Raw genomic sequence first — 19,015 nt, 5'->3', positions numbered from 1 at the left:
CCCCGACACAATAATGTCGTCCATGGCCGAATCCCAGGTGGGGGTTGTCTACTCGGCCGACATCGAGGGTCTCCGCATCCGGAAACCGGCCCGAATCCCGGTTCGCCGAACCGATCATGACGTTGACTATCGAATTACGAGGGATGCACTCCCCTCCGATTTCGATGTCCACGGTAGCGATGCGTGTTGTCGCTTTCCGGACCGGACTCTCGTATCTGATGAATTCGTCTATCCCGGAATCGATCAGCTCAGGCTCCGCCAGCAAGCGCGCGTACTGCTCCGGGTGCCGCAGGATCGAATACACGCCGTTGGTGATCATGTTGGCCGACGTCTCATAGCCGGCGATAACGAGTGCGACGGCGGTGCTGTTGAGCTCCGCGTCCGAGAGGTGATCTCCCTGTTCATGCGCCTCGATCAGGGCGCGCAATGGACTGGCCGCGACATTCCCGGCCGGGCACTTTCGTTCCCGCAGCATGGGTTCCAGTAGTGATGCGACGAAAGCACACGCGTTGGATGCGGCCTGCTGCGGGGACATGGACCTTCGTTCACCCTGTGGCGAAAACATCGCGGCTGTCCATCGATGGAAGTCCTGCCTGGCATCGACGGGAATCTCGAGTACCTCGCAGATCACCGCAAACGTCAGCGGGTAGGCGAACTCATTGAGCAGTTCGACCGTCCCGTGCCCGACGATCGTGTCCAACAGGCGGTGCGTCTCCTGCTGAATCTTCGGCTGTAACAAGGACAGCTGTTTCGAGGTGAAGCCATGGTTGACGAGGCTGCGGAGCCGCGAGTGTTCCGGAGGGTCGCAGTTGACCAGGTGCCGACCCAACTCGCCGCCGGATTCGGAATACAACGGTATCCCCGCGTCGCCGAGGACCTCGCGTGCCCGATAGATGTCTTTACTGAGTCGATCGTCGGCCAGGGCCGCCCGGCAATCGTCGTAGCGGGTGATCATCCAGACATTCAGCCCGTTGGGACGCCGGTCGCAGTACACGGGTGCGTTGTCGCGGAGCCAGGCGTAGAAGGCGTGCGGATCCGCTCGCCGGCATCGACTCAGTTCGGCGGGCGGTTGGATGCCCGCCGGACCCGCGGCAGTCATCGCCGCGGCCTTGGGGTTTCGGCAATTTCGAATATCGCACTCGACCAACAGAATCCGGTGCCGATCGCGAATGCGAGTACGCGCTGGCCAGGCTCGAGGGCACCGCTCTGGGCGAGATGGTGCAGGCCCAGAATCGTGTCGGCGGCTCCGGCGTGCCCGACCGTACGGCCGAATGCCCACGTACTTTTGTCCCAATCCGCGCCGAGTGGCGAGAAGAAGAACGACTCCAGTGTTCGCCTGCCCATGTTCGGAACAACGATGTGGTCGATGCGGGACAGTTCGACGGCGGCGGCGTCGAGTACCTCGGAGATCGTGTCGGATGTCCGCTTCGCCATCTCGGCGATGAATGCGTCACGCCCGGTGCGAGCGATGATCGCGTTCTTCACCGCGAGCGCGTTCAGTGTCGCCCCGGGCGCACCGGTCAAGGCGTCCATCCGACCTGCGATCTCGTACTCGGGAGCCGAATTCGCCGAGTACGCGATGATTTTCGCGAATCCGCCGGTGCGGGAGAGCAGCGCGCTCGCGCCCGCGTCGCCGTGAATCATTCCGCTCGCGCTACGCCATCGGTCGAAGGCCGGTTCGATGAATCTGTCGGCGGCGGTGACCAGCACCGTTTCCGGCGTTGTGGCGCGGCATAGTTCGTTTGCCGCCAGCGCCAAAGCTGTCAGTCCGGCGGCGCACCCCTGGCGGATCTCGAAGGCCATGGGTATCTCGACACCGAGTACGTCCTGAACGAACAGTGGAACGGCGAGATGCTGCTGATCCCAGCCGCAGGCGTGGATGAGCATCCCCACCTCGGCTACCGTATCGCCGATGGCTCGCATGACCTGGAGAGCGGCGTGCGCGGCCATTTCCGGTGCCGATTCACTCGAACTCACTGTGACAGAGTCGATCCCGACGGAGTCTCGCAGATTTGCGTCGAACCGCCCATCCGCGATCGCGGTGTCCGTGGCGATCCGTGGCGGCAGGTAAGCGCCCGTCTCGACCACGTAAACGTCCTGCCAACTCGTTGCTGACATCAGCGGGGCCTCTCCTCTCAGTGTCCCATCGGGAGTCAGCGCCCCTCGGCCCGCAGGAATGGCCGCAGATCCAGTCCGGCGGTGTGCCGCGCTACCCACGCTCCGGGTCGGCTCGCACCGATACCCATCACTGCCTTCGACAGGGAAGAATCCCGCCGACCCGAAGGCATTTGAGGCCGGCGCAGAACGGGTCGATCATCGTCGTGCCCGAAATCCGTGCGCTGGTAGTAGCGCAAGCACCAGAGCACGAGCCTTTCCAACGTGATGGCCGATGCACTGCCCGCTCGGACCATCGGCCCGATCTGGTCGAGACATCGGGTCAGATGCAAATCCAGGGAGTCGGCGAGTTGGGTGGGAGACATACCCAGGGTGAGCGCGTCGACGGTGCCCTCCGCCAATTCCCGCTGGTGCCCGCGCAGATCGTTCGCCAATCGCACCGCGATCGCCGCATCCGCGAGCGGCTGCCGCAAGGCGTCTATCGTGACCGGCAGCGCCGGATCGTCCAAGTCCGCCCAGAGCGTCAGGGCGGTCAGGTCGATAGCCGCCGTGTGTCGGGCAGTACGCAGGTATTCGTTCAGTTCCGGTGCCAACTCGCCCCGAGCCATCCGCCGGTCGGTATCGAATTCGAACCACGTGCTGGTCAACAGATCCGCGGCGGCCTGCTGCCACAGCGGATACAGCTCGCGACTCCAGCGCATGGCGGCCACGCTGTCGCGGATGTCGGCCAAGGCGATGGTGAGGGGATGGTTCGCGACTCGGCCGCCGCGGGCTACCTCGTGGAGGTTCATGATCTGGACAGCGACGTGGTCCTCGTCTGGGGTATCGGTCGCAGCGTCGATTGTGAAGACCCACAACCCTGTTCGAGCGGCGGCGTAGAGCCCGGCATCGCTCAGCCAGGGAGCGATGTACGCGGTGCTGATCGCACATAATTCGGCCAGTTCCGGGCGAAAGGGGGGACCGATCCTCCGCGCCCAGCCGGCCAACTGCCGACCGAGTCGCGCGGTGGTGAGCGCCGCGTCGGCGGCAGCCAGCGGATCCAACCTGCGATGCAGGTACAGCGGAGTGGTCGATTGTTCCGGGAGAGCGAACAGATTTGCGGTCACCGGGTTCTCGCCTTCTCTCGCGGAGCCGTGCACGCAATTCATCGATCGCGCCGCACGAGCAAATCGGCCAGGGTCATCAGATCCCGCGCCCGAGTCGGGTCGGGCAGCGCGGCGAGGGCGGCAGTCATCCGATCCCCGGCCATGGTGCGAGCGATGGTTCGCGCACCCGATTCTTCGATGAGCGCTCCCGCCCGGTGCACCTGGCCGGCGGTGAGGGGTTGTCCGCACCCGTAGAGCTCGGCCAGTTCCGCGCCCGCGCGAGTCCCGGACTGCAGCGCCGCGACCACCGGGAGCGATTGTTTTCGGCGGGCCAGGTCAGCACCGGTGGGCTTACCGGTCACCGCGGTCTCACCCCAGATGCCGAGCATGTCGTCGACAATCTGGAAGGCCACGCCGATTTCGCGCCCGAAGACGTCCATGGTCGACGTCACCGCCAGATCAGCGTGCGCGCTGACTGCCCCGAGAGCGCAGGCGGCTCCCATCAGCGAACCGGTCTTGCCCATCGCCATCCGCAGGTATTCATCGGTGTCCACCGGGGCCCGGCGCTCGAATTCACAATCTTCGTGCTGTCCCCGGCACAGCTCGACGACGGCGGATTCCAATCGGGCCACGGCCGCCGCTGAGCAGTCGGGCGTCAGATTTTGGACAAGCAGCTCGATCGCGACCGTATGCAGAACGTCACCGAGCAGGATCGCGTCCGGGATTCCCCATATGCTCCAGACGGTTTCCCGGCCGCGGCGGGTACGATCGCCGTCCATCACATCGTCGTGCAGCAGCGTGAAATTGTGTATCAGCTCCACCGCCCCCGCCGCCGCGATCGCCTGGCAGCTCATCGGGCCGCCGCATGCGTCGGCGGCGGCGAAGACCAGTGCCGGCCGCAGGGTCTTGCCCGCAGCCGCGGGGGCCCGCGTTCCCGCGATATCCCACCAGCCCAGGTGATATCCGGCCATCGTGCGGAGCGGCTCCGGCAACTCTCCGACCATCCGCTCCAGCGCGGGCCGGACAGCTACCCGGGCCTCGGCCAAGAGCCGTTCGGCGGTGCGCGCCGGTGACGCCGCGCTGCTGAATGCCGAATTCACCGCCACCGTAGCTACTTCGATTGTCTTTGCCATATGCGAACCTCACCTCGGGTGAAGGTCGAGAACCGTGACAATGTGACGCCGCGAGTATCCGCGGGCGTGTCTGGAAATCGCCATGACTGCATGGCGCGCACGAGGTGGGCAACTATTTTCTGAGCATCTTCATCGCGAAATCCGTTCCGTAGGAAGGAAAACGGAATACTTTCGTGACAGCTACGCATTCACCGCAGTAGTCGCCGATGCCATGGCGCTAGTCGAAGAGACATCTCCCACGCACATTTCCGCTCCCACCGGTGTGATTGGGAGTTCATCCGGACCGGAAACGAACAAGTCCTGGGAGTGATGTTGTAGCACAAGCATAATTGAATCCCCGCTGCCAGAGGCGGACATCGTGCGGACAACGCTGTAGCCTGCGGGATGCATTGCATGTCAGCGGATTCGATGAGAGCTCGTGCAGCCCTCGCGTTTGCCGATGGTGGGATCACGTCGTGGTGGCCCGCCTGTGCGGCGGGGCACCACGATCGTGTTCAGCAGCGTCGGTGGCAAGTTGCCCGCAAGGTCAGAACCGGCACATCCATTCGTTGCCGTAATGCTCCGCGTTCCCACCCTCCAGATGCACCCACACGCCCTCGCCGGGAACACCGGGCTGCGTGCACGGAGCGCCTTCCACCGGCGGCGGGCCTTGCGGCTGAACGGGAGCCGGCGCCGGTTCGCCGCCGCTGCCGGTATCGAGCGCCGAGGCGGTTGCTGTGGAGAAACCGCAGATCGCGATGGCGACGGCACTGGCGATGAATACCCGCTTCATGAGCCCTCCTGGGGTGCGTGTTCGATTCGGTTGAATTCGCCACAGAATAGCTTCGGTCAGTCCTCTGCCCGGTACGAGCCTGGCGGGCTGCCGGTCCATCGGCGGAAGGCCCGCCGGAAGGCACTGGGTTCGGAGAAGCCGAGGCGCGTGGAGAGTTCCTCCACCGTCTCGTCGCCGCGGACCAGACTGGCGATGGCGGCGTCGCGCAGGATGTCCTCGCGGATCTTGGTGATGGAGGTGTGCTCCTCGGCGAGCTTGCGGCGCACCGTCTGTGGGCTCAGGGCCAGGCGGTGTGCGACCTCGTCCGCGCCGGGCCATTCGCCGGTGAGGCCGCGCGACAGGATGCGGCGGACCTGTTCGGACACGGAGGTGCCGTATTCGCGGCGGGCGAGCAGGTCGCCGGGGGCGTTGCGGTTCCAGGCGATGAGGGATTCCTCGGTCTGGGTGATCGGCGCGGTGAGCACCGAGCTCTCGAAAACCAGTGCGGCCGTGGGCGCGTCGAAGACCAGCGGGGCGGCGAAGACCAGGTCGTAATCGCCGATGTTCCGTGGCTGGTGGAAGGGAAACTCGACCTGCCGCAAACGGATTCGCTGACCGATGCCCCAGGCCATGAGGCGGTGCGCCGACGCCAGCAGAAACGGGGTGAGCACCTGGTCGGGATCCGCGAGCGCGGTGGTGTCGATGGTGAAGCGCGCGCGGGAACGCTCGACGGCGGTGACCATTGGTGGCAGACCCGGTGCCAGGCGCAGATATTCGGCGAAGCGTGTCAGCGCCGAGCCCAGGTCGGGACAGCCGACCAGGCCGAAGAAGATCAGCCGCAGGGTGCCGCGCGGGACGGGATGGGTGCCGAGTCCGAACATCTCGTCATCGGTGAGCCGCCAGAGCTGCTGGACCGTGCGGGTCATCTGTTCGACCGTGACCCGCGCGCGTTCCTCATGAATGAGCGCGGGCGCAACCCCCACCCGAGCGCAGCAGCCATTCGGTGTCCACGCCGCGTTTGCCCGCCATGGCCACGGCGGACCGCACGAAATCGATCGGGACCGTTCTGGCCGTCACCTAACCTCCTCGCAACGATCGAAAACGACCGTACCAGCCGATATCAGCCGAGCGCTGCGGTCATGGAACCGGCGCTGCACGGTCATCCCGACGCCCGGCGGGACTGAATAGCGTCGTGATAACTGGCGATGCGGCCGCCCATGGGAGCAGCCGCGCGCCGTCAGCCACGACGCAAACGGAGACAGATGACCGACGGCACCGACTTCAATCTCGACCGCCTCGGCGTGTGGGGACCCGAGGACATCTTCCTGGTGGAGCGCGAGCGCACCATGGCATACGCCGCGGCCACCAATGACCCGATCCCCGCCCACCGCGACGGCGTCTACGCCCCGCCGGTGTTCGCGGTGGTTCCGGTCATGGTGATGATGGCCGACGCTGCAATGTGCGTGGTGCCCGACGACCTGATGCTGCGAATCCTGCACGGCGAGCACGACTTCCACTTCCACCGGCCGATCGAGCCCGGCGAGACGCTGGCGGTGCGGGCCCGGCCGATCGGTATCGAGGGTAAGTCCTCGGGTGTGGTGGTGACCAGTCAGATCGAGACCCGCAGCATGACCAGCGGGGATCTGGTGAACGAGCAGTACTTCACCGGCTTCTTCCGCGGCGGGCGGTTCGAGGGCGCCCTGGGCGAATCCGGTCCCGCGCACGCCTTCGACGAATCCCTGCGGGACAAGGCCCCCGATCTGACGGTCGGACAGACCTTCGACGCGGACCAGACCTTCCGCTACGCCGAACCGGCGGGCGATCCGATGCCCATTCATCTCGACGAGGACTTCGCGAAATCCACCGGCCTCCCGGGCATCATCGTCCACGGTCTGTGCACCATCGCCTTCAACTCGCACGCGCTGATCGCAGCCCTGAGCCCGCAAGACCCGAGCCGGTTGCGGCGGCTCGCGGTACGGCTGGCCTCCCCCGCTTTTCCGAGCCAGCGCATCGACACCTCGGTGTGGTCGGCGGGTTCGCGTGACGGGCGCGCGGTCTACGCGTACGAGACCGAGGCCGACAACGGCAAGTTCATCATCCGCGACGGGCTCGCGGAGTTCGCGAGCTGAGCTCGCGCCCAACACCTTTCGTCCTTCACCAGGGAGATCGCAATGAGTAACCGGGTTTTCGTCATCGGCGTGGGTATGACGAAGTTCGAGAAGCCGGGCCGCCGGGAGGGCTGGGACTACCCGGCTATGGCGAAGGAGTCCGGCACCAAGGCTCTCGCGGACGCGGGCATCGGCTACGAGCAGGTGCAAGAGGCGTATGTCGGCTACTGCTACGGGGATTCGACCTCCGGGCAGCGCGGCGTCTACGAGCTCGGCCTCACCGGCATCCCGATCGCCAATGTCAACAACAACTGCTCCACCGGCTCCACCGCGCTGTATCTGGCGGCCCGCGCCATCCGCGGCGGCCTCGCCGACTGTGCCCTGGCGCTGGGGTTCGAGAAGATGCAGTCGGGTTCGCTCGAGGCCGGGTACACCGATCGCGAGCAGCCGCTGTTGCGCCATATCGAGGGGTTGGCGCAGCTGCGTGATTTCGCAATGCCGGTCGCGCCGTGGATGTTCGGTGCGGCGGGTGTGGAGCACATGGAGACCTACGGGTCCGCGCCGCAGCACTTCGCCAAGATCGCCGAGAAGAACCACCGGCATTCGGCGAACAACCCGTACGCACAGTTCCAGGACGTCTACACGCTGGACGAGATCCAGAACGCCAAGATGGTGTACGAGCCGCTGGGCATGACCCGGCTGCAATGCTCGCCCACCTCCGACGGGTCGGGCGCGGCGGTGCTGGCCGGCGAACGGTTCGTCGACGAGCACGACCTCGGCGACCGCGCGATCGAGATCGTCGGCCAGGCCATGGTTACCGACCTGGAATCCACGTTCACCGCGAAGACGGCCCGCGCGCTGGTCGGTGTGGACATGAGCGCCGCCGCGGCCCGCCGGGTGTACGAGCAGGCCGGTCTCGCGCCCGAGGACGTAGATGTCATCGAGCTGCACGACTGCTTCGCGCCCAATGAGCTGCTCACCTACGAGGCGCTCGGCCTGTGCGCGGAAGGCGAGGGGCACAAGCTGATCGACGCGGGCGACACCACCTACGGCGGGCGCTGGGTGGTCAACCCGTCCGGCGGCCTGATCTCCAAGGGCCACCCGCTCGGTGCGACCGGTCTGGCCCAGTGCGCCGAACTCACCTGGCAGTTGCGCGGCGAGGCTGACGCGCGCCAGGTCGCGAACGCGAAAGTTGCTCTCGCCCACAATATCGGTCTCGGCGGCGCGGCCGTCGTCACCGCATACCGCCCGGCGAATCGCTGAATCTTCCTCTCCCACACCAGAACAGGATTGCTCACCATGGCACACGTCAACGTATCCAAGGAGATTCCGGCCACCCGTGACACGGTCTGGGCCGCCCTCACCAGCCCGCTGCGCTACGCGGAATGGCTGACCCTGCACACCAAGTGGCGCGACGAGCCACCCGCCGAGGTGGCGCAGGGCACCCAGATGACCGAGGTGCTGACCATCATGGGGATGGCCAACACCATCACCTGGAACACCGACGCCTACGACGCGCCGAACACCATGAGCATCTCCGGCACCGGCATGGCGGGCGCGAAGCTCACCCTCACCATGTCCGTTGCCGCCAAGGACGATTCGAGTTCCGTGGCGACCATCGAGGCGGAATTCGTCAGCCAGATGATGGTCGGCGCGATCGGCGGCGCGATCGAGCGCGCCACCGTGCGCGAGCTCGAGGCGTCGCTGGAGAAGTTCGCCGGACTGCTCGCCTGAGTCTGTCCCCCAATATTTTTCGAAAGGAACGAGATGGGTTCGCTGGATGGACGGGTCGCCGTCGTCACGGGAGCGGGCCGCGGTATCGGCCGCGAGCACGCCCTGCTGCTGGCCCGCGAGGGCGCGGCCGTGGTGGTCAACGACCTGGGCGGCAACAATGCCGGTGAAGGTGCCGACACCGGGCCCGCCCAGCAGGTCGCCGATGAGATCACCGCGGCCGGTGGCCGCGCGGTCGCCAATACCGACGACATCGCGGGCTGGGCCGGGGCGGGCGCATTGATCACGCAGGCCCTCACCGCCTTCGGCGGACTGGACATCGTGGTCAACAACGCGGGCATTCTGCGTGATGCCTTCATCGCCTCGATGGACGAAACCCAGTGGGACACCGTCGTCGCCGTCCACATGAAGGGCCACTTCGCGGTCATGCACCACGCGGCGGCGTACTGGAAGGATCGGGCCAAGGCGGGCGAGCCGGTCGCGGGCTCGATCATCAATACCGCGTCGGCGTCGGGCACCTTCATGCCCAACCCGAGTCAGGCGAATTACGGTGCGGCCAAGGCCGGTATCGCCGCCATGACCCAGGTGGCGGCCCTGGAGTTGGAGCGCTACGGCGTGCGCGCCAACGCGATCGCCCCGATCGCGCGCACCCGGCTCACCCTGGCCACGCCCGGCATGAGCGCCATGTTCGCCGAGGAGGTACCCGAGGGTGAGTTCGACGCCTTCGCACCGTCGAACATCTCCCCCGTCGTCGCCTATCTGGCGCAGGAGAAGTGCCCGATCAATGGCCAAGTGTTCGCCGTGCAGGGCGGCGCGATCTCGGTCCTCGACGGCTGGTCCACTCGCGGGACCATCGAGACCGACGGGCCCTGGCAGCTCGACGATTTGGCACAGCGCCTCCCCGATCTGGTCTGACCAGGTGCAAGCACCGACGGCGGGACCACGTCGTCGGTGCTCGCCCGCCCGGATGATCCGGTGGTCGAGCTTCGCCGGGGGAAGCTCGATCACGGGATCAATCCGCCTGCCGGGCCGGCGGTTCCACGACGTCGGTGGACCGCCGCCAGGGCAGGCTCACCGCCACGATCAGCGCGGCGGCCAGCACGATCACCAGCCCGATATCCGCGGCGAGGTGGAACCCGTCCAGCGCCGCCCATTTCAGCGTGTAGATGAGCTGGAATTTGGAGCCGTCCAGGGTCGGCGGCGTCGGATGGTCGGTGATCTGGATGATGCTCAGCGGCGAGCCGAGCGCGAACTCCTTCTCCTGCGGTGACATCACCGCGTCCGGAACGGCCGCGATGGCGCCTTGGACGTTGTTGCGATAGATCGAGGCGACGATCGAACCCATGACCGCGACGCCGAGCGTGCCACCCACCTCGCGCGTGGTGTCGTTGACGGCCGATCCGGAGCCCGCGCTCTCCTCGCTCACCGAGGCCATGATCGTCTCGGTCGCGGGCCCCTGTACCACGGCCAGGCCGAAGCCCATGAGCACCATGGAGGCGAGAACCGGTCCCACATAGTCGCTTTCGACCTGCACCTGGCCCGCGACATAGATACCGCTCGACAGGATCAGCAGTCCGGTGACGACGACCGGCGTGGTCCCGATCCGCTGCGCCAGCACCGTCGACAGCGGTGCACCCACCAGCACCGCCGCCGCGAAAGGCAGTGAGTGCACGCCGAATTCCAGCGGCGTCATGCCGCGCACAGCTTGGAAGTACTGGGTGAACATGAACAGGAACCCGAACATCGTGAAGTAGGCGGCCGCGATGGCCAATGCGGGCCAGGCGAAGAACGGCATCCGGAACAGCGTCACGTCCAGGACCGGCGCGGGTGCGTGCAGTTCGCGGAACACGAAGGCCACCAGCAGGATCGCCGCGCCGAGGTAGGCGGCCAGATTCATCCCCGAGAGCCACCCGTTGTGCGGCGCCTCGATGAGCGCCCACACCAGCAGCGAGATGCTCGCGATGGACAGCACCAGACCGGGGACATCGAGGGGGCCGGGCGCGGTCGCCTTGGATTCGGGCACGAATGCCAGCGTCAACAGGCCCACCAGCCCGGCGGCCGGGATGTTCACCCAGAACACGGAATGCCACGAAAAGTGTTCCAGCAGCAGTCCACCGGCGAGCGGACCGAACACCACAGCGGCACCCGCCATGGCCGCCCACGCTCCGACCGCGGCCGCACGCTCCTTCGGCTCCCGGAAGATGTTCACGATCAGCGCCAGCGTGGCCGGGAAGACCGCCGCCGCCATGACTCCCATGAACGCCCGCACGCCGACGATCGCGCCGAGGGAATCAGCGAAGACCGCGACCCCGGACACCGCCGCGATGCCGAACAGACCGACGCTCATCACCCGCCGCCGCCCGTACCGGTCACCGATATTGCCGAAGGCCAGCAGGAGTCCGGCGAAGACCAGCGTGTAGGCGTCGACCACCCACTGCAGCCCACTCGTCGCGGCCCGCAGATCGAGCCCGATGGACGGCAGCGCCACATTCACGATGGTGGTGTCGAGCATGACGATCAGCTCGGCCAGGCAGATCACCAGTAGCGCGAGCTTATGGCGTCGCGCCTCCGCCGACCCGGCCGGGCGCTCGTGCCGCGCCCCGCGCCCGGTGCTCGTATCCGCCATTCCGGTAGTCACATCGATACCCATGACACCCCACCTTCCGTAGGTCTCGCAGGCAACCACGATTTGATGCTGATCGTCATAGTATTTTCTCTCGATCCACCGCGGTCAACCAGCAAACAGCCAGCGTTATCCGACTGAAATCGAAAAGAGTGGCGACACACCGGCAAGCAGCACCCTCCTGAACTGCGTTAACTGGGATTCTGCCGTTCGAGCAGGCCGGTTGACATGCCGACCCGCTTGATCATCTAGCAGTTCCCGGCAATCACGTTCTATGCTCTTCTTCATAGTTTCTTCCGAGCTGATCTGCCAGCAGGTCGTCGCCAACCCGAGGAGGGCATCATGACCACGCTCGACTGGAACGGACGCGATCTCGCACCGTCCGAGCAACTGTTCACCCCGGAGGGGATCTATGTCGCCTACTCGATGCTCTGCTCCGGCGACGTCGATCCACTCGCACTGGCCGGCGCGTATTTCGTCCTCCGGCACAATCACCCACTACTGAGCAGCGCCATCGGCCTCGGCGCGGACGGCGAGCTCGTATTCCGGCCGGTGCCCGGCCCGCACCCGAGCATTCGAGTGGCCCGGGAAGATCCGTTCGCGCGGCTCACCGCGACCGACGACATCCTCGGCCAGGATCGGCTACTGGCCCAGCTGGACCTCATCATGTCCCCCGGGCATGCCCGGGTGACACTGCTCCTGCATCACAGCGTGGCCGACGGACAACGGGCGCTGCGGCTGCTGTCCGAGCTCTGGAATCTCTACGCCCGGCAGCTGGCCGGCGAGCCCACGCCGATAACACCGCAGGCGGTTCCCGACCCGCTGGAATCCGAGCTCGCCGCGCGCGGCGTCACCCGTGCGGCAACCTCCGGAATAGAACGACTACTCCCCACGCTGCCGCCCGGCCTGCTCACCGCGCCCCATGCCACACCGTCACCCGTGGCCGCCCGACCACTCACCCTCGGTCCACGAATCCGCTTGAGCGAGAGCGATACCGCCGCACTTCGCCGACTCGGCCGAACACACGACTTGACGGTCAACGCGCTGGTGAGCGCTGTACTCCTGAGCGCAGTGGCCCGGGAGCGGTCGGACGGCGGCGCCGCCCGAATCCCCCTGCGTTACGCGGTCGATCTGCGCGCACGCCTGGAACCCCCGATCCGGGCCGCGAATTGGACCAATCTGTTCACCTTCGGCTTCCATCTGGCCGAGCTGGCACCGGCCGACGATCTACTGCCCGTGGCACGCGAGCTGGCCGAGGTGCTCGCCACCGACCTGCGCGACGGGACGCTCCAGCAGGCAAGCCTGCACCTGACCCTCGACAACCCGCTCGGAACAGCCCTTTTCATGAGCTCGGTCATGATCACCAACTGGGGCGTGATCGAACCCTTCCCCGCACCGGAAGGCCTCTCCTTCACCGATTTCCGAGGCGCGTTCTGGCGCACCGTCCCAGCCCCGGTGCTTCCCGAGCTCACTCCCCCACAGTTCATCGTGTCAACCTTCGACAACCGCCTCGCCATCGATATCGGCGGCCCCAACGCGTTCCACACCCAGGAATCGGATCAGCGATTGGCGGACTACACCACCGAAGTCTTCGACCGGCTCCTGCACCGCTCGCTTGTGACCACCGCAGCGGAAGCGCCGAAATACCCAGCGGAATAACCGAATTCGACGCACATCTGTCATCGCACTGCCAGCATTGAGTACGTGACGAAACGTCACATCCCTCGATCGGCCGAAGGAGCAAAACGATGACGAGCCCTGGCGACGAGAACATCGGCCAAGATTCCGAAGATCTGGCATACACCTACATCCAGGGGATATCGACCGACCCGGACGTAGAGGCCCAACCACTGCCGGCTACAGATCCCCAGGAGGAGTGAAAAGCAGAGGAGCCCTGAGACGTCCGCAGCCTGGGCCGCCTCTTTCCTCGAACCGACCCTCCCCACCGCGAATCAAGCAGCGCCCCTCCACCTATCCGGTAGGGGCGCTGCTTACGTGCCCCACCCAACCTCACCGAACAGCAAGAATATGAGAGTCTTCATAGTTGCTGCTCGGCTCTGATCCGCTGAGACCGGATAACAGAATTCGAAATAGGCTGACACACCGGGGTAACGATTGCTTGCGACTCCGATTCGGTCCGTCTATATTATGCCGCTCGGCATATATAGGATGTTGCGCGAGTCTCGGCCAGGTGTTCGCTCAGTCCATCAGTATCCGACGATCGTCGGCCCCGTCGCCACCGATCACCGCCCCGTCAAGCATCGAAAATTCTTCAATAAGAGGATTTCCCACGCGGTCGGCTCGATCATCCAAACCGGGGCCGCACATCTATGCCAAATGTTTGCGCTTCAACTATGTCAATCCTCATACAATGGTCGATTTCCGCTCTGCTACAGCGTGTTTCTCCACACCTACTTCACCAACCGTGCGATGGCTAGCGTGACTGGGGCGGCCCTGCAATGGGTCGACACACATCGAACAAAGACAGGAAATCGCTATGGGTACACACGCAATTGCCGCAAGACGCCATCGCCGACGGATCTCTCTCACCATCGCGGGAACGACCACCGCGACCGCATTGCTGATCTGCGCTACACCCACGGCCTCGGCCTCACCGGTCGACATCTTCGGGATCGGATCTATCGATATCGGAACCGGCTCAGCCGGATTGGGGAGCGTCGACACCGGTCTCGGCAGCACGGAAAGCGAAAGCGCGGCCGTCACGGAGACGGGCAGCGAACTGGCCGTGGAGTCGGGCAGCACCGACGCCGGAAGCGCGGCCGCTGCGGGCAGTGTCGCGGAGGCAGAAAGTGGTAGCGCGGCCGCCGTGGGCAGCGCGGCGGCCGGGAGCGCCGACTCCGGAAGCGCGGTGCTGGCTGCGACCGGAAGTGCGGCGTTGGGTAGTGCGGCGGTCGGTAGCGCGGCGTTGGGCAGCGCGGCCGTTGGTAGCGCCGTGCTCGGTAGTGCGGCCGCCGGTGGGGCGGCGGCGGGTGGTCTGCTGACCGCGCTCGGCCTGGGCGGTAATGGACAGCCCAGTGCGCCACAGCAGTCCGCACCTTCGGGTCCCGGACCCCATTCCGGATGGCTGCCACTCGGCCTCGGCCCGGGACACGGCCCCGGCCCGACGCATGGAGGCGGCCGCGCCCCGAGCGCGCATGGTTACCCTATCCCCTACGGCCATCCCGAAACCGGTATCGGCGGGCCGATGACCTCGGACAAGGCGTTCCTCGCGGCACTCGGGGTCCTCGCCCTCGCCGCCGCGGGATACGCGGTGCGGGGTGCGGTCCGCGGATCCAGGAAACAGGCGTAGGTCGGCACGGAAGCTACCGATGTCTCGTTCCTCACTCAGATCGTCCACTGTCGCAATCATTTTGACGTTATCGGCGGCGGGGTTGTTCGCGGGAGCCGTTCACAGCGGCGACCATCGCACGCATACCCCGCCGTCCGCGGCGAACACCGCGTCCGGCGCGGCAGTTCCGTCCGTTGCGACGCTATCCCGCTCGGCGCCAATTGCACTCACCATCGCGGCGATCGACCTGAACCAGCCACTCGACCGGATCGGCCTGAACGCCGACAACACCATCGAGGACCCCGCGACCTTCGAGCACCCGTCCTGGTTCCGGTCCGGCCCAGCTCCCGGTGAGCGCGGATCCGCGGTCATCATCGGGCATGTCGACTCCTATCGCGGCCCCGCGGCCTTCTTCCGGCTCGGCAACCTGAAGCCCGGCGATCCGGTCGACGTCGCCCGTGCCGACGGCGCCGTCGCCCACTTCGCGGTCATCGCAACCGAAACCGTCGACAAGAACGACTTCCCCGCCGAGTCCGTCTACGGCAACCGCCCTGACAGCGAGCTCGTCCTGGTCACCTGTGGCGGCGAATTCGATTCCGCACGCCGCAGCTATCGCTCGAACGTCATCGTCTACACGCACCTCATCGGCGCGAGCGGCACAACATCCGGCGGGTAACCGGCGGCCCGTGTCAGGACGGATTCTCGAGCAGCTCCTCGGCGAACCGTGTCAGTTCGAGTTTCACCCGGTCCAGCGGCCCCAGATCACGCTGGGCCCGCGACAGGATCAACGCGCCTTCGATCGCGCTGATCGCCAGCGTCGCCACTGTCGCGGCCCGCCGCTGCGAAACACCGTGCTGCCACAGCGCGTTCGCCAGGGTCGCCTCCCACGCCACATACGATTCCCCGGCCGCGTCCCGTGCCTGCAGCGTCTCCCCGTTCTCCATGGCGGCCGCCGCCACCGGGCATCCCGCCTGAAAATCGGTGTCGAGCAGGTATTGCCGGAAGTAGTCGGTGAACGCCCCCACCGCCGCGACCGGACCGTGCTCGGCCACCAGGCTGGTGATCATCGCCCCGAATTCTCGTCCCGCCCGCTCGGTCGCCTCCAGCGCCAGTTGCGCCTTGCCTCCGGGAAAGAAGTGGTAGATCGAACCGCGGGCGGCCCCGCTGCGATCGACGATATCCATCAGCGCGGTTCCGGCGATCCCCCGCTCTCGAAACAACTCCGAGGCGGTCACGAGCATCCGATCCCGGCCGTCCGATGTCCTTCCCATGACGACCATCATACTTTCCTGGCGGAGGTTCAGCCGCCGCCAACGCGCCGATTTGCCCTTGGCCTCGCATTTCCCGCATAGTCTCGAGCCACCGGTCCGACGCAATCCGCGCCCAGCACCGCATCGACCCATGACGCCCATCATGAGCGAATATTGGCCATAGCATGACTCTATGACTCCATAGGATTGGTCTCCCTACCCGCCCGACGCGCGAGGCAGGATGCTGGAGCCTTCGCGCGCTGCGCAGGCGGACGCCGACGCAAGATCAGATATCGATCCACCGGCGGGAGAGCGCCACCACACACTGGAGTTGACGAATCTTGGCCCCGACATCCGAATCTTCGAACAAGCCGCAGCCGCCCGCCCTCGGGCTCCTATTGCGCCGATTGCGCGCAGATCGACATGCCTCTCGCGAGAAGCTGGCCTTCGCGGCGGGCGTCAGCACCAGCTACATCGCACGCCTGGAAAGTGGCCACCGCGAGCATCCGACACACGCCGTCATCGAAGCGCTCACCCGCTGTCTCGAAATCGCGCATCCGCTGTCGCCGCCGGACCGTCGGCACCTGCGCGACCTGGCCGGGCTGACCGACGAGCGAATCCCCAACCCCGCCGAACTCCGCGCCGAGCTCGCCGACGACCTGCACACCTACCTGGAACTCCAGCAGCCGCATCCGGCGGCGTATCTCGATATTCGCTGGAATCTACTCGCCGCCAACGATTCCTGTGCCGCCACGTTCCCCGGCCTGGTCGAGAACGGCAATCTCATGCGATGGATCTTCGGTGATCCCCGCGCCAAGCACACCTTGCCCGAGTGGAAACGGGAAGCCAAGTCCGCCGCAGCCGTGCTCCGCGGTTGGGTCGGCCGGCACAGCCACGCGCCCTGGGTGGCGGAGCTGCTCGACGAGCTCGGCACCTACCCTGCCTTCCAACGCAGTTGGGCGGCGAACACCGTCGAATTCGTGCGACGGCGACCAGCACTGGTCCGTGACCCCGGTACTGCCGATATCCGACATCTCCACCCGAGGGTCTTCCGCGCAACCTCCGAGAACTACCCGGACCTCATCTATCTTTTCCTCGGAGCCTGGGGGTCAATAGTGGAATTCAGCCGCGGACGGTGAAGGCCCTCAGGACGCTGACCGCCGTTTCGACGTAGCGCGCACGCTCGTCAGGTGGGAAGTTGCCGCGCAAGCCCCGGAGCAGGCCGGCCGTGGCGAATCCGGTGAGCGCCAGCGCGAGTGAGGCCTCGTCGACAGCGGGGTCGAGCACCCCGGACTCTTTCGCACCTTGAACGTAGCCGGTCACGGTCGCGGTGAAGATGTCGGCCAGGCCGAGCATCCGCGCGGTGATCGCTTCATCGATCATCCCGTTGCGCAGCACCACGATCGACAGGTCCGGGTTCTCGTCGAGCAGAGTGAACAGATTGCCCGCGACCGTGCGCAGAGCATTCTCGAAATCGGCTGCCGTGTCCAGCTTTTCAGCCTCGACATTCACTCCGACGGCCTCGACGATCTTCTCGAACACGTAGTCGAGCACACCATCGAGCATGTCGCGCTTGTTGTCGAAGTACAGGTAGAAGGTGCCGCGGCCGAGCCGAGCGGCCTGCATGATCTCGGTAATGCCGGTGTCGTGATAGCCGCGCGCCGCAATCGTCGCGAACGCCGCCTCCACGATCTGACGACGCCGACGCTCGGCCAGCTCCGGGTCCGCGGGTCGCCCCGGACCCGTTCGCAGATCCGCTGAACCGCCCACGCCTGTCGCCACGCGCCCACCCTACCCCGCACCCGCCCCTTCATACCGCATCGTCGCCAGTAAGTCCATGTCTACCTGGCGATAATTTCATGGTTGACGAGTCAGTCGGCCGGGTTCATGATGGTGACCAATTAACCGGTTGATGAGTCAGTCGTTAATTCGAACAGGCGTTCCCGCCTGTGCATCACGAGGTAAGGGGCGTGCCTGTATGGCCACCACGACCACCGATTCGACAAGCCGGGGTTCCCGGCGACTCCCCGAAATCCCACGACCTGACCATGAGGTCGCCATCGTCGGTGCGGGATTCGCGGGGATGGGAGCGGCGATCAAGCTAGCGGAGATCGGGATCGAGGATTTCGTCATCATCGAGCGTCGCGAGGATGTCGGGGGAACGTGGCGCGATAATACATATCCCGGTGTGGGCGTTGACATTCCATCGTTCACCTACTCCTACCACTTCGACCAGAACCCCTATTGGTCGCGGGTTTTCGCGCCCGGCGCCGAGCTGATGAAGTACGCGAGCGATATCGCCGACCGATACGGACTGCGAGATCGGTTACGGCTCAACACCTCTGTCGAGCTCGCCGAGTTCGACGAGGAGCGGCACCTCTGGGAATTGACGCTGGGCAACGGCGACACTCTGACCGCGCGATTCTTGATCTCTTGCCACGGCGTGCTCGTCACTCCGGTACAGCCGGATATCCCCGGCCTGGATTCGTTCCGCGGGAAGATCCTGAGGTCGGCGAGCTGGGACCACAGTTACGACTATACCGGCAAGCGGGTCGCGGTGATCGGCACGGGAGCCAGTGCGCTGCAGATCATTCCGGCCATCGCGGAGCGCACAGCCCGGGTAGACGTGTACCAGCGGACACCAATTTGGGTGATTCCGAAGATCGATCCGCGGATCCCGCGGGCCGTGCAATGGGCCTTCGCCCGGGTGCCGCTGGCCCAGCGCACCGTGCGCACGGCGACGACGGCGATCAGCGACGGCGTCGTGATCTTGGCCGCGGTGTACAACAAGCAGCTCCCGTTCCTGGCCCAGGCGATGGCGGCGGTCTGCCGGCTGCAGCTGCGAATCCAGGTGCGCGATGCGCGGACGCGGCGAAAGCTGACGCCGCAGTACGGGTTCGGATGCAAGCGCCCGTCGTTCTCCAACACGT

At 65.9% G+C, this 19,015-nt stretch carries 19 protein-coding genes; 9 read left to right on the top strand and 10 right to left on the bottom strand.

The window, feature by feature from the left end; genetic code table 11:
* The 7 genes from ON43_RS14375 to ON43_RS46785 all read right to left on the bottom strand — a co-directional run.
* The coding region (locus ON43_RS14375; protein ID WP_040807764.1) for a cytochrome P450 at positions 1 to 1,099 on the bottom strand (1,099 nt) is incomplete at its 3' end.
* Entirely contained in the window at positions 1,096 to 1,977 is an 882-nt protein-coding gene (locus ON43_RS14370) for a ketoacyl-ACP synthase III family protein (protein ID WP_167333436.1), read from the bottom strand. The genes ON43_RS14370 and ON43_RS14375, both read right to left, overlap by 4 nt.
* 176 nt (positions 1,978 to 2,153) lie before the next feature.
* The gene (locus ON43_RS42485) at positions 2,154 to 3,101 is read right to left on the bottom strand and encodes a terpene synthase family protein (protein ID WP_157514031.1); all 948 of its coding nucleotides are present in this window, start codon (positions 3,099 to 3,101) and stop codon (positions 2,154 to 2,156) included.
* A gap of 158 nt (positions 3,102 to 3,259) precedes the next feature.
* Positions 3,260 to 4,333 carry a polyprenyl synthetase family protein gene (locus ON43_RS14360; protein WP_051178421.1) on the bottom strand — a complete coding sequence of 358 codons (1,074 nt, stop codon included), beginning with the start codon at positions 4,331 to 4,333 and terminating at the stop codon, positions 3,260 to 3,262.
* Between the two features lie 526 nt (positions 4,334 to 4,859).
* A complete protein-coding gene (locus tag ON43_RS14355; protein WP_040807762.1) occupies positions 4,860 to 5,105 on the bottom strand; it encodes a hypothetical protein in 246 nt (81 codons plus the stop codon).
* Positions 5,106 to 5,161: 56 nt separating this feature from the next.
* Positions 5,162 to 6,067 (bottom strand): AraC family transcriptional regulator, encoded by a 906-nt coding sequence (locus tag ON43_RS14350; RefSeq protein WP_051178420.1) that lies wholly within the window; start codon positions 6,065 to 6,067, stop codon positions 5,162 to 5,164.
* Positions 6,039 to 6,161 carry a hypothetical protein gene (locus ON43_RS46785; RefSeq protein WP_281033316.1) on the bottom strand — a complete coding sequence of 41 codons (123 nt, stop codon included), beginning with the start codon at positions 6,159 to 6,161 and terminating at the stop codon, positions 6,039 to 6,041. The genes ON43_RS14350 and ON43_RS46785 overlap by 29 nt, the downstream gene beginning before the upstream one ends.
* Positions 6,162 to 6,346: 185 nt before the next feature.
* Here ON43_RS46785 and ON43_RS14345 point away from each other — a divergent pair, with 185 nt between their 5' ends.
* From ON43_RS14345 to ON43_RS14330, 4 genes are read left to right on the top strand one after another with little or no spacing between them, the layout of a single operon-like run.
* Positions 6,347 to 7,213 (top strand): MaoC/PaaZ C-terminal domain-containing protein, encoded by an 867-nt coding sequence (locus tag ON43_RS14345; RefSeq protein WP_040807760.1) that lies wholly within the window; start codon positions 6,347 to 6,349, stop codon positions 7,211 to 7,213.
* A gap of 42 nt (positions 7,214 to 7,255) precedes the next feature.
* Complete coding sequence (locus ON43_RS14340) at positions 7,256 to 8,455, top strand: lipid-transfer protein (RefSeq protein WP_040807759.1); 1,200 nt, start codon at positions 7,256 to 7,258, stop codon at positions 8,453 to 8,455.
* A 36-nt stretch (positions 8,456 to 8,491) separates the two neighbouring features.
* The gene (locus ON43_RS14335; protein ID WP_040807774.1) at positions 8,492 to 8,926 is read left to right on the top strand and encodes a type II toxin-antitoxin system Rv0910 family toxin; all 435 of its coding nucleotides are present in this window, start codon (positions 8,492 to 8,494) and stop codon (positions 8,924 to 8,926) included.
* A gap of 33 nt (positions 8,927 to 8,959) precedes the next feature.
* The gene (locus ON43_RS14330) at positions 8,960 to 9,838 is read left to right on the top strand and encodes an SDR family oxidoreductase (RefSeq protein ID WP_040807757.1); all 879 of its coding nucleotides are present in this window, start codon (positions 8,960 to 8,962) and stop codon (positions 9,836 to 9,838) included.
* Positions 9,839 to 9,935: 97 nt separating this feature from the next.
* Here the strand turns inward: ON43_RS14330 and ON43_RS14325 are convergent, their stop codons facing one another.
* Entirely contained in the window at positions 9,936 to 11,573 is a 1,638-nt protein-coding gene (locus ON43_RS14325) for an MFS transporter (RefSeq protein WP_245568588.1), read from the bottom strand.
* A gap of 315 nt (positions 11,574 to 11,888) precedes the next feature.
* Here ON43_RS14325 and ON43_RS14320 point away from each other — a divergent pair, with 315 nt between their 5' ends.
* The 3 genes from ON43_RS14320 to ON43_RS14310 all read left to right on the top strand — a co-directional run bounded on the left by ON43_RS14320 (position 11,889) and on the right by ON43_RS14310 (position 15,511).
* Positions 11,889 to 13,205, top strand: coding sequence for a phthiocerol/phthiodiolone dimycocerosyl transferase family protein (locus ON43_RS14320; protein WP_040807756.1), 1,317 nt, complete (start codon positions 11,889 to 11,891; stop codon positions 13,203 to 13,205).
* An 838-nt stretch (positions 13,206 to 14,043) separates the two neighbouring features.
* Positions 14,044 to 14,856, top strand: a complete 813-nt coding sequence (locus ON43_RS42480) for a hypothetical protein (protein ID WP_157514029.1) — start codon at positions 14,044 to 14,046, stop codon at positions 14,854 to 14,856.
* 61 nt (positions 14,857 to 14,917) lie between these two features.
* Positions 14,918 to 15,511 (top strand): class F sortase, encoded by a 594-nt coding sequence (locus ON43_RS14310; protein WP_218003266.1) that lies wholly within the window; start codon positions 14,918 to 14,920, stop codon positions 15,509 to 15,511.
* Between the two features lie 13 nt (positions 15,512 to 15,524).
* Here ON43_RS14310 and ON43_RS14305 read toward each other — a convergent pair whose 3' ends face one another.
* Positions 15,525 to 16,106, bottom strand: a complete 582-nt coding sequence (locus ON43_RS14305; protein ID WP_245568587.1) for a TetR/AcrR family transcriptional regulator — start codon at positions 16,104 to 16,106, stop codon at positions 15,525 to 15,527.
* 320 nt (positions 16,107 to 16,426) lie between these two features.
* On the opposite strand from ON43_RS14305, the gene ON43_RS14300 reads away from it, so the two are divergent.
* Positions 16,427 to 17,224, top strand: a complete 798-nt coding sequence (locus ON43_RS14300; RefSeq protein WP_063712548.1) for a helix-turn-helix domain-containing protein — start codon at positions 16,427 to 16,429, stop codon at positions 17,222 to 17,224.
* Here the strand turns inward: ON43_RS14300 and ON43_RS14295 are convergent.
* Positions 17,208 to 17,774: a TetR/AcrR family transcriptional regulator gene (locus tag ON43_RS14295; protein ID WP_051178417.1), complete on the bottom strand. Its 567-nt coding sequence runs from the start codon at positions 17,772 to 17,774 to the stop codon at positions 17,208 to 17,210. The two genes, ON43_RS14300 and ON43_RS14295, sit on opposite strands and share 17 nt — an antisense overlap.
* 289 nt (positions 17,775 to 18,063) lie before the next feature.
* On the opposite strand from ON43_RS14295, the gene ON43_RS14290 reads away from it, so the two are divergent.
* Positions 18,064 to 19,015, top strand: a 952-nt coding sequence (locus ON43_RS14290; protein WP_167333435.1) for a flavin-containing monooxygenase, incomplete at its 3' end; no start/stop codon positions are given.

The organism is Nocardia concava NBRC 100430, from assembly GCF_000308815.1.
Classification (GTDB): domain Bacteria; phylum Actinomycetota; class Actinomycetes; order Mycobacteriales; family Mycobacteriaceae; genus Nocardia; species Nocardia concava.
This window is presented reverse-complemented; position numbering and strand designations above follow the sequence as displayed.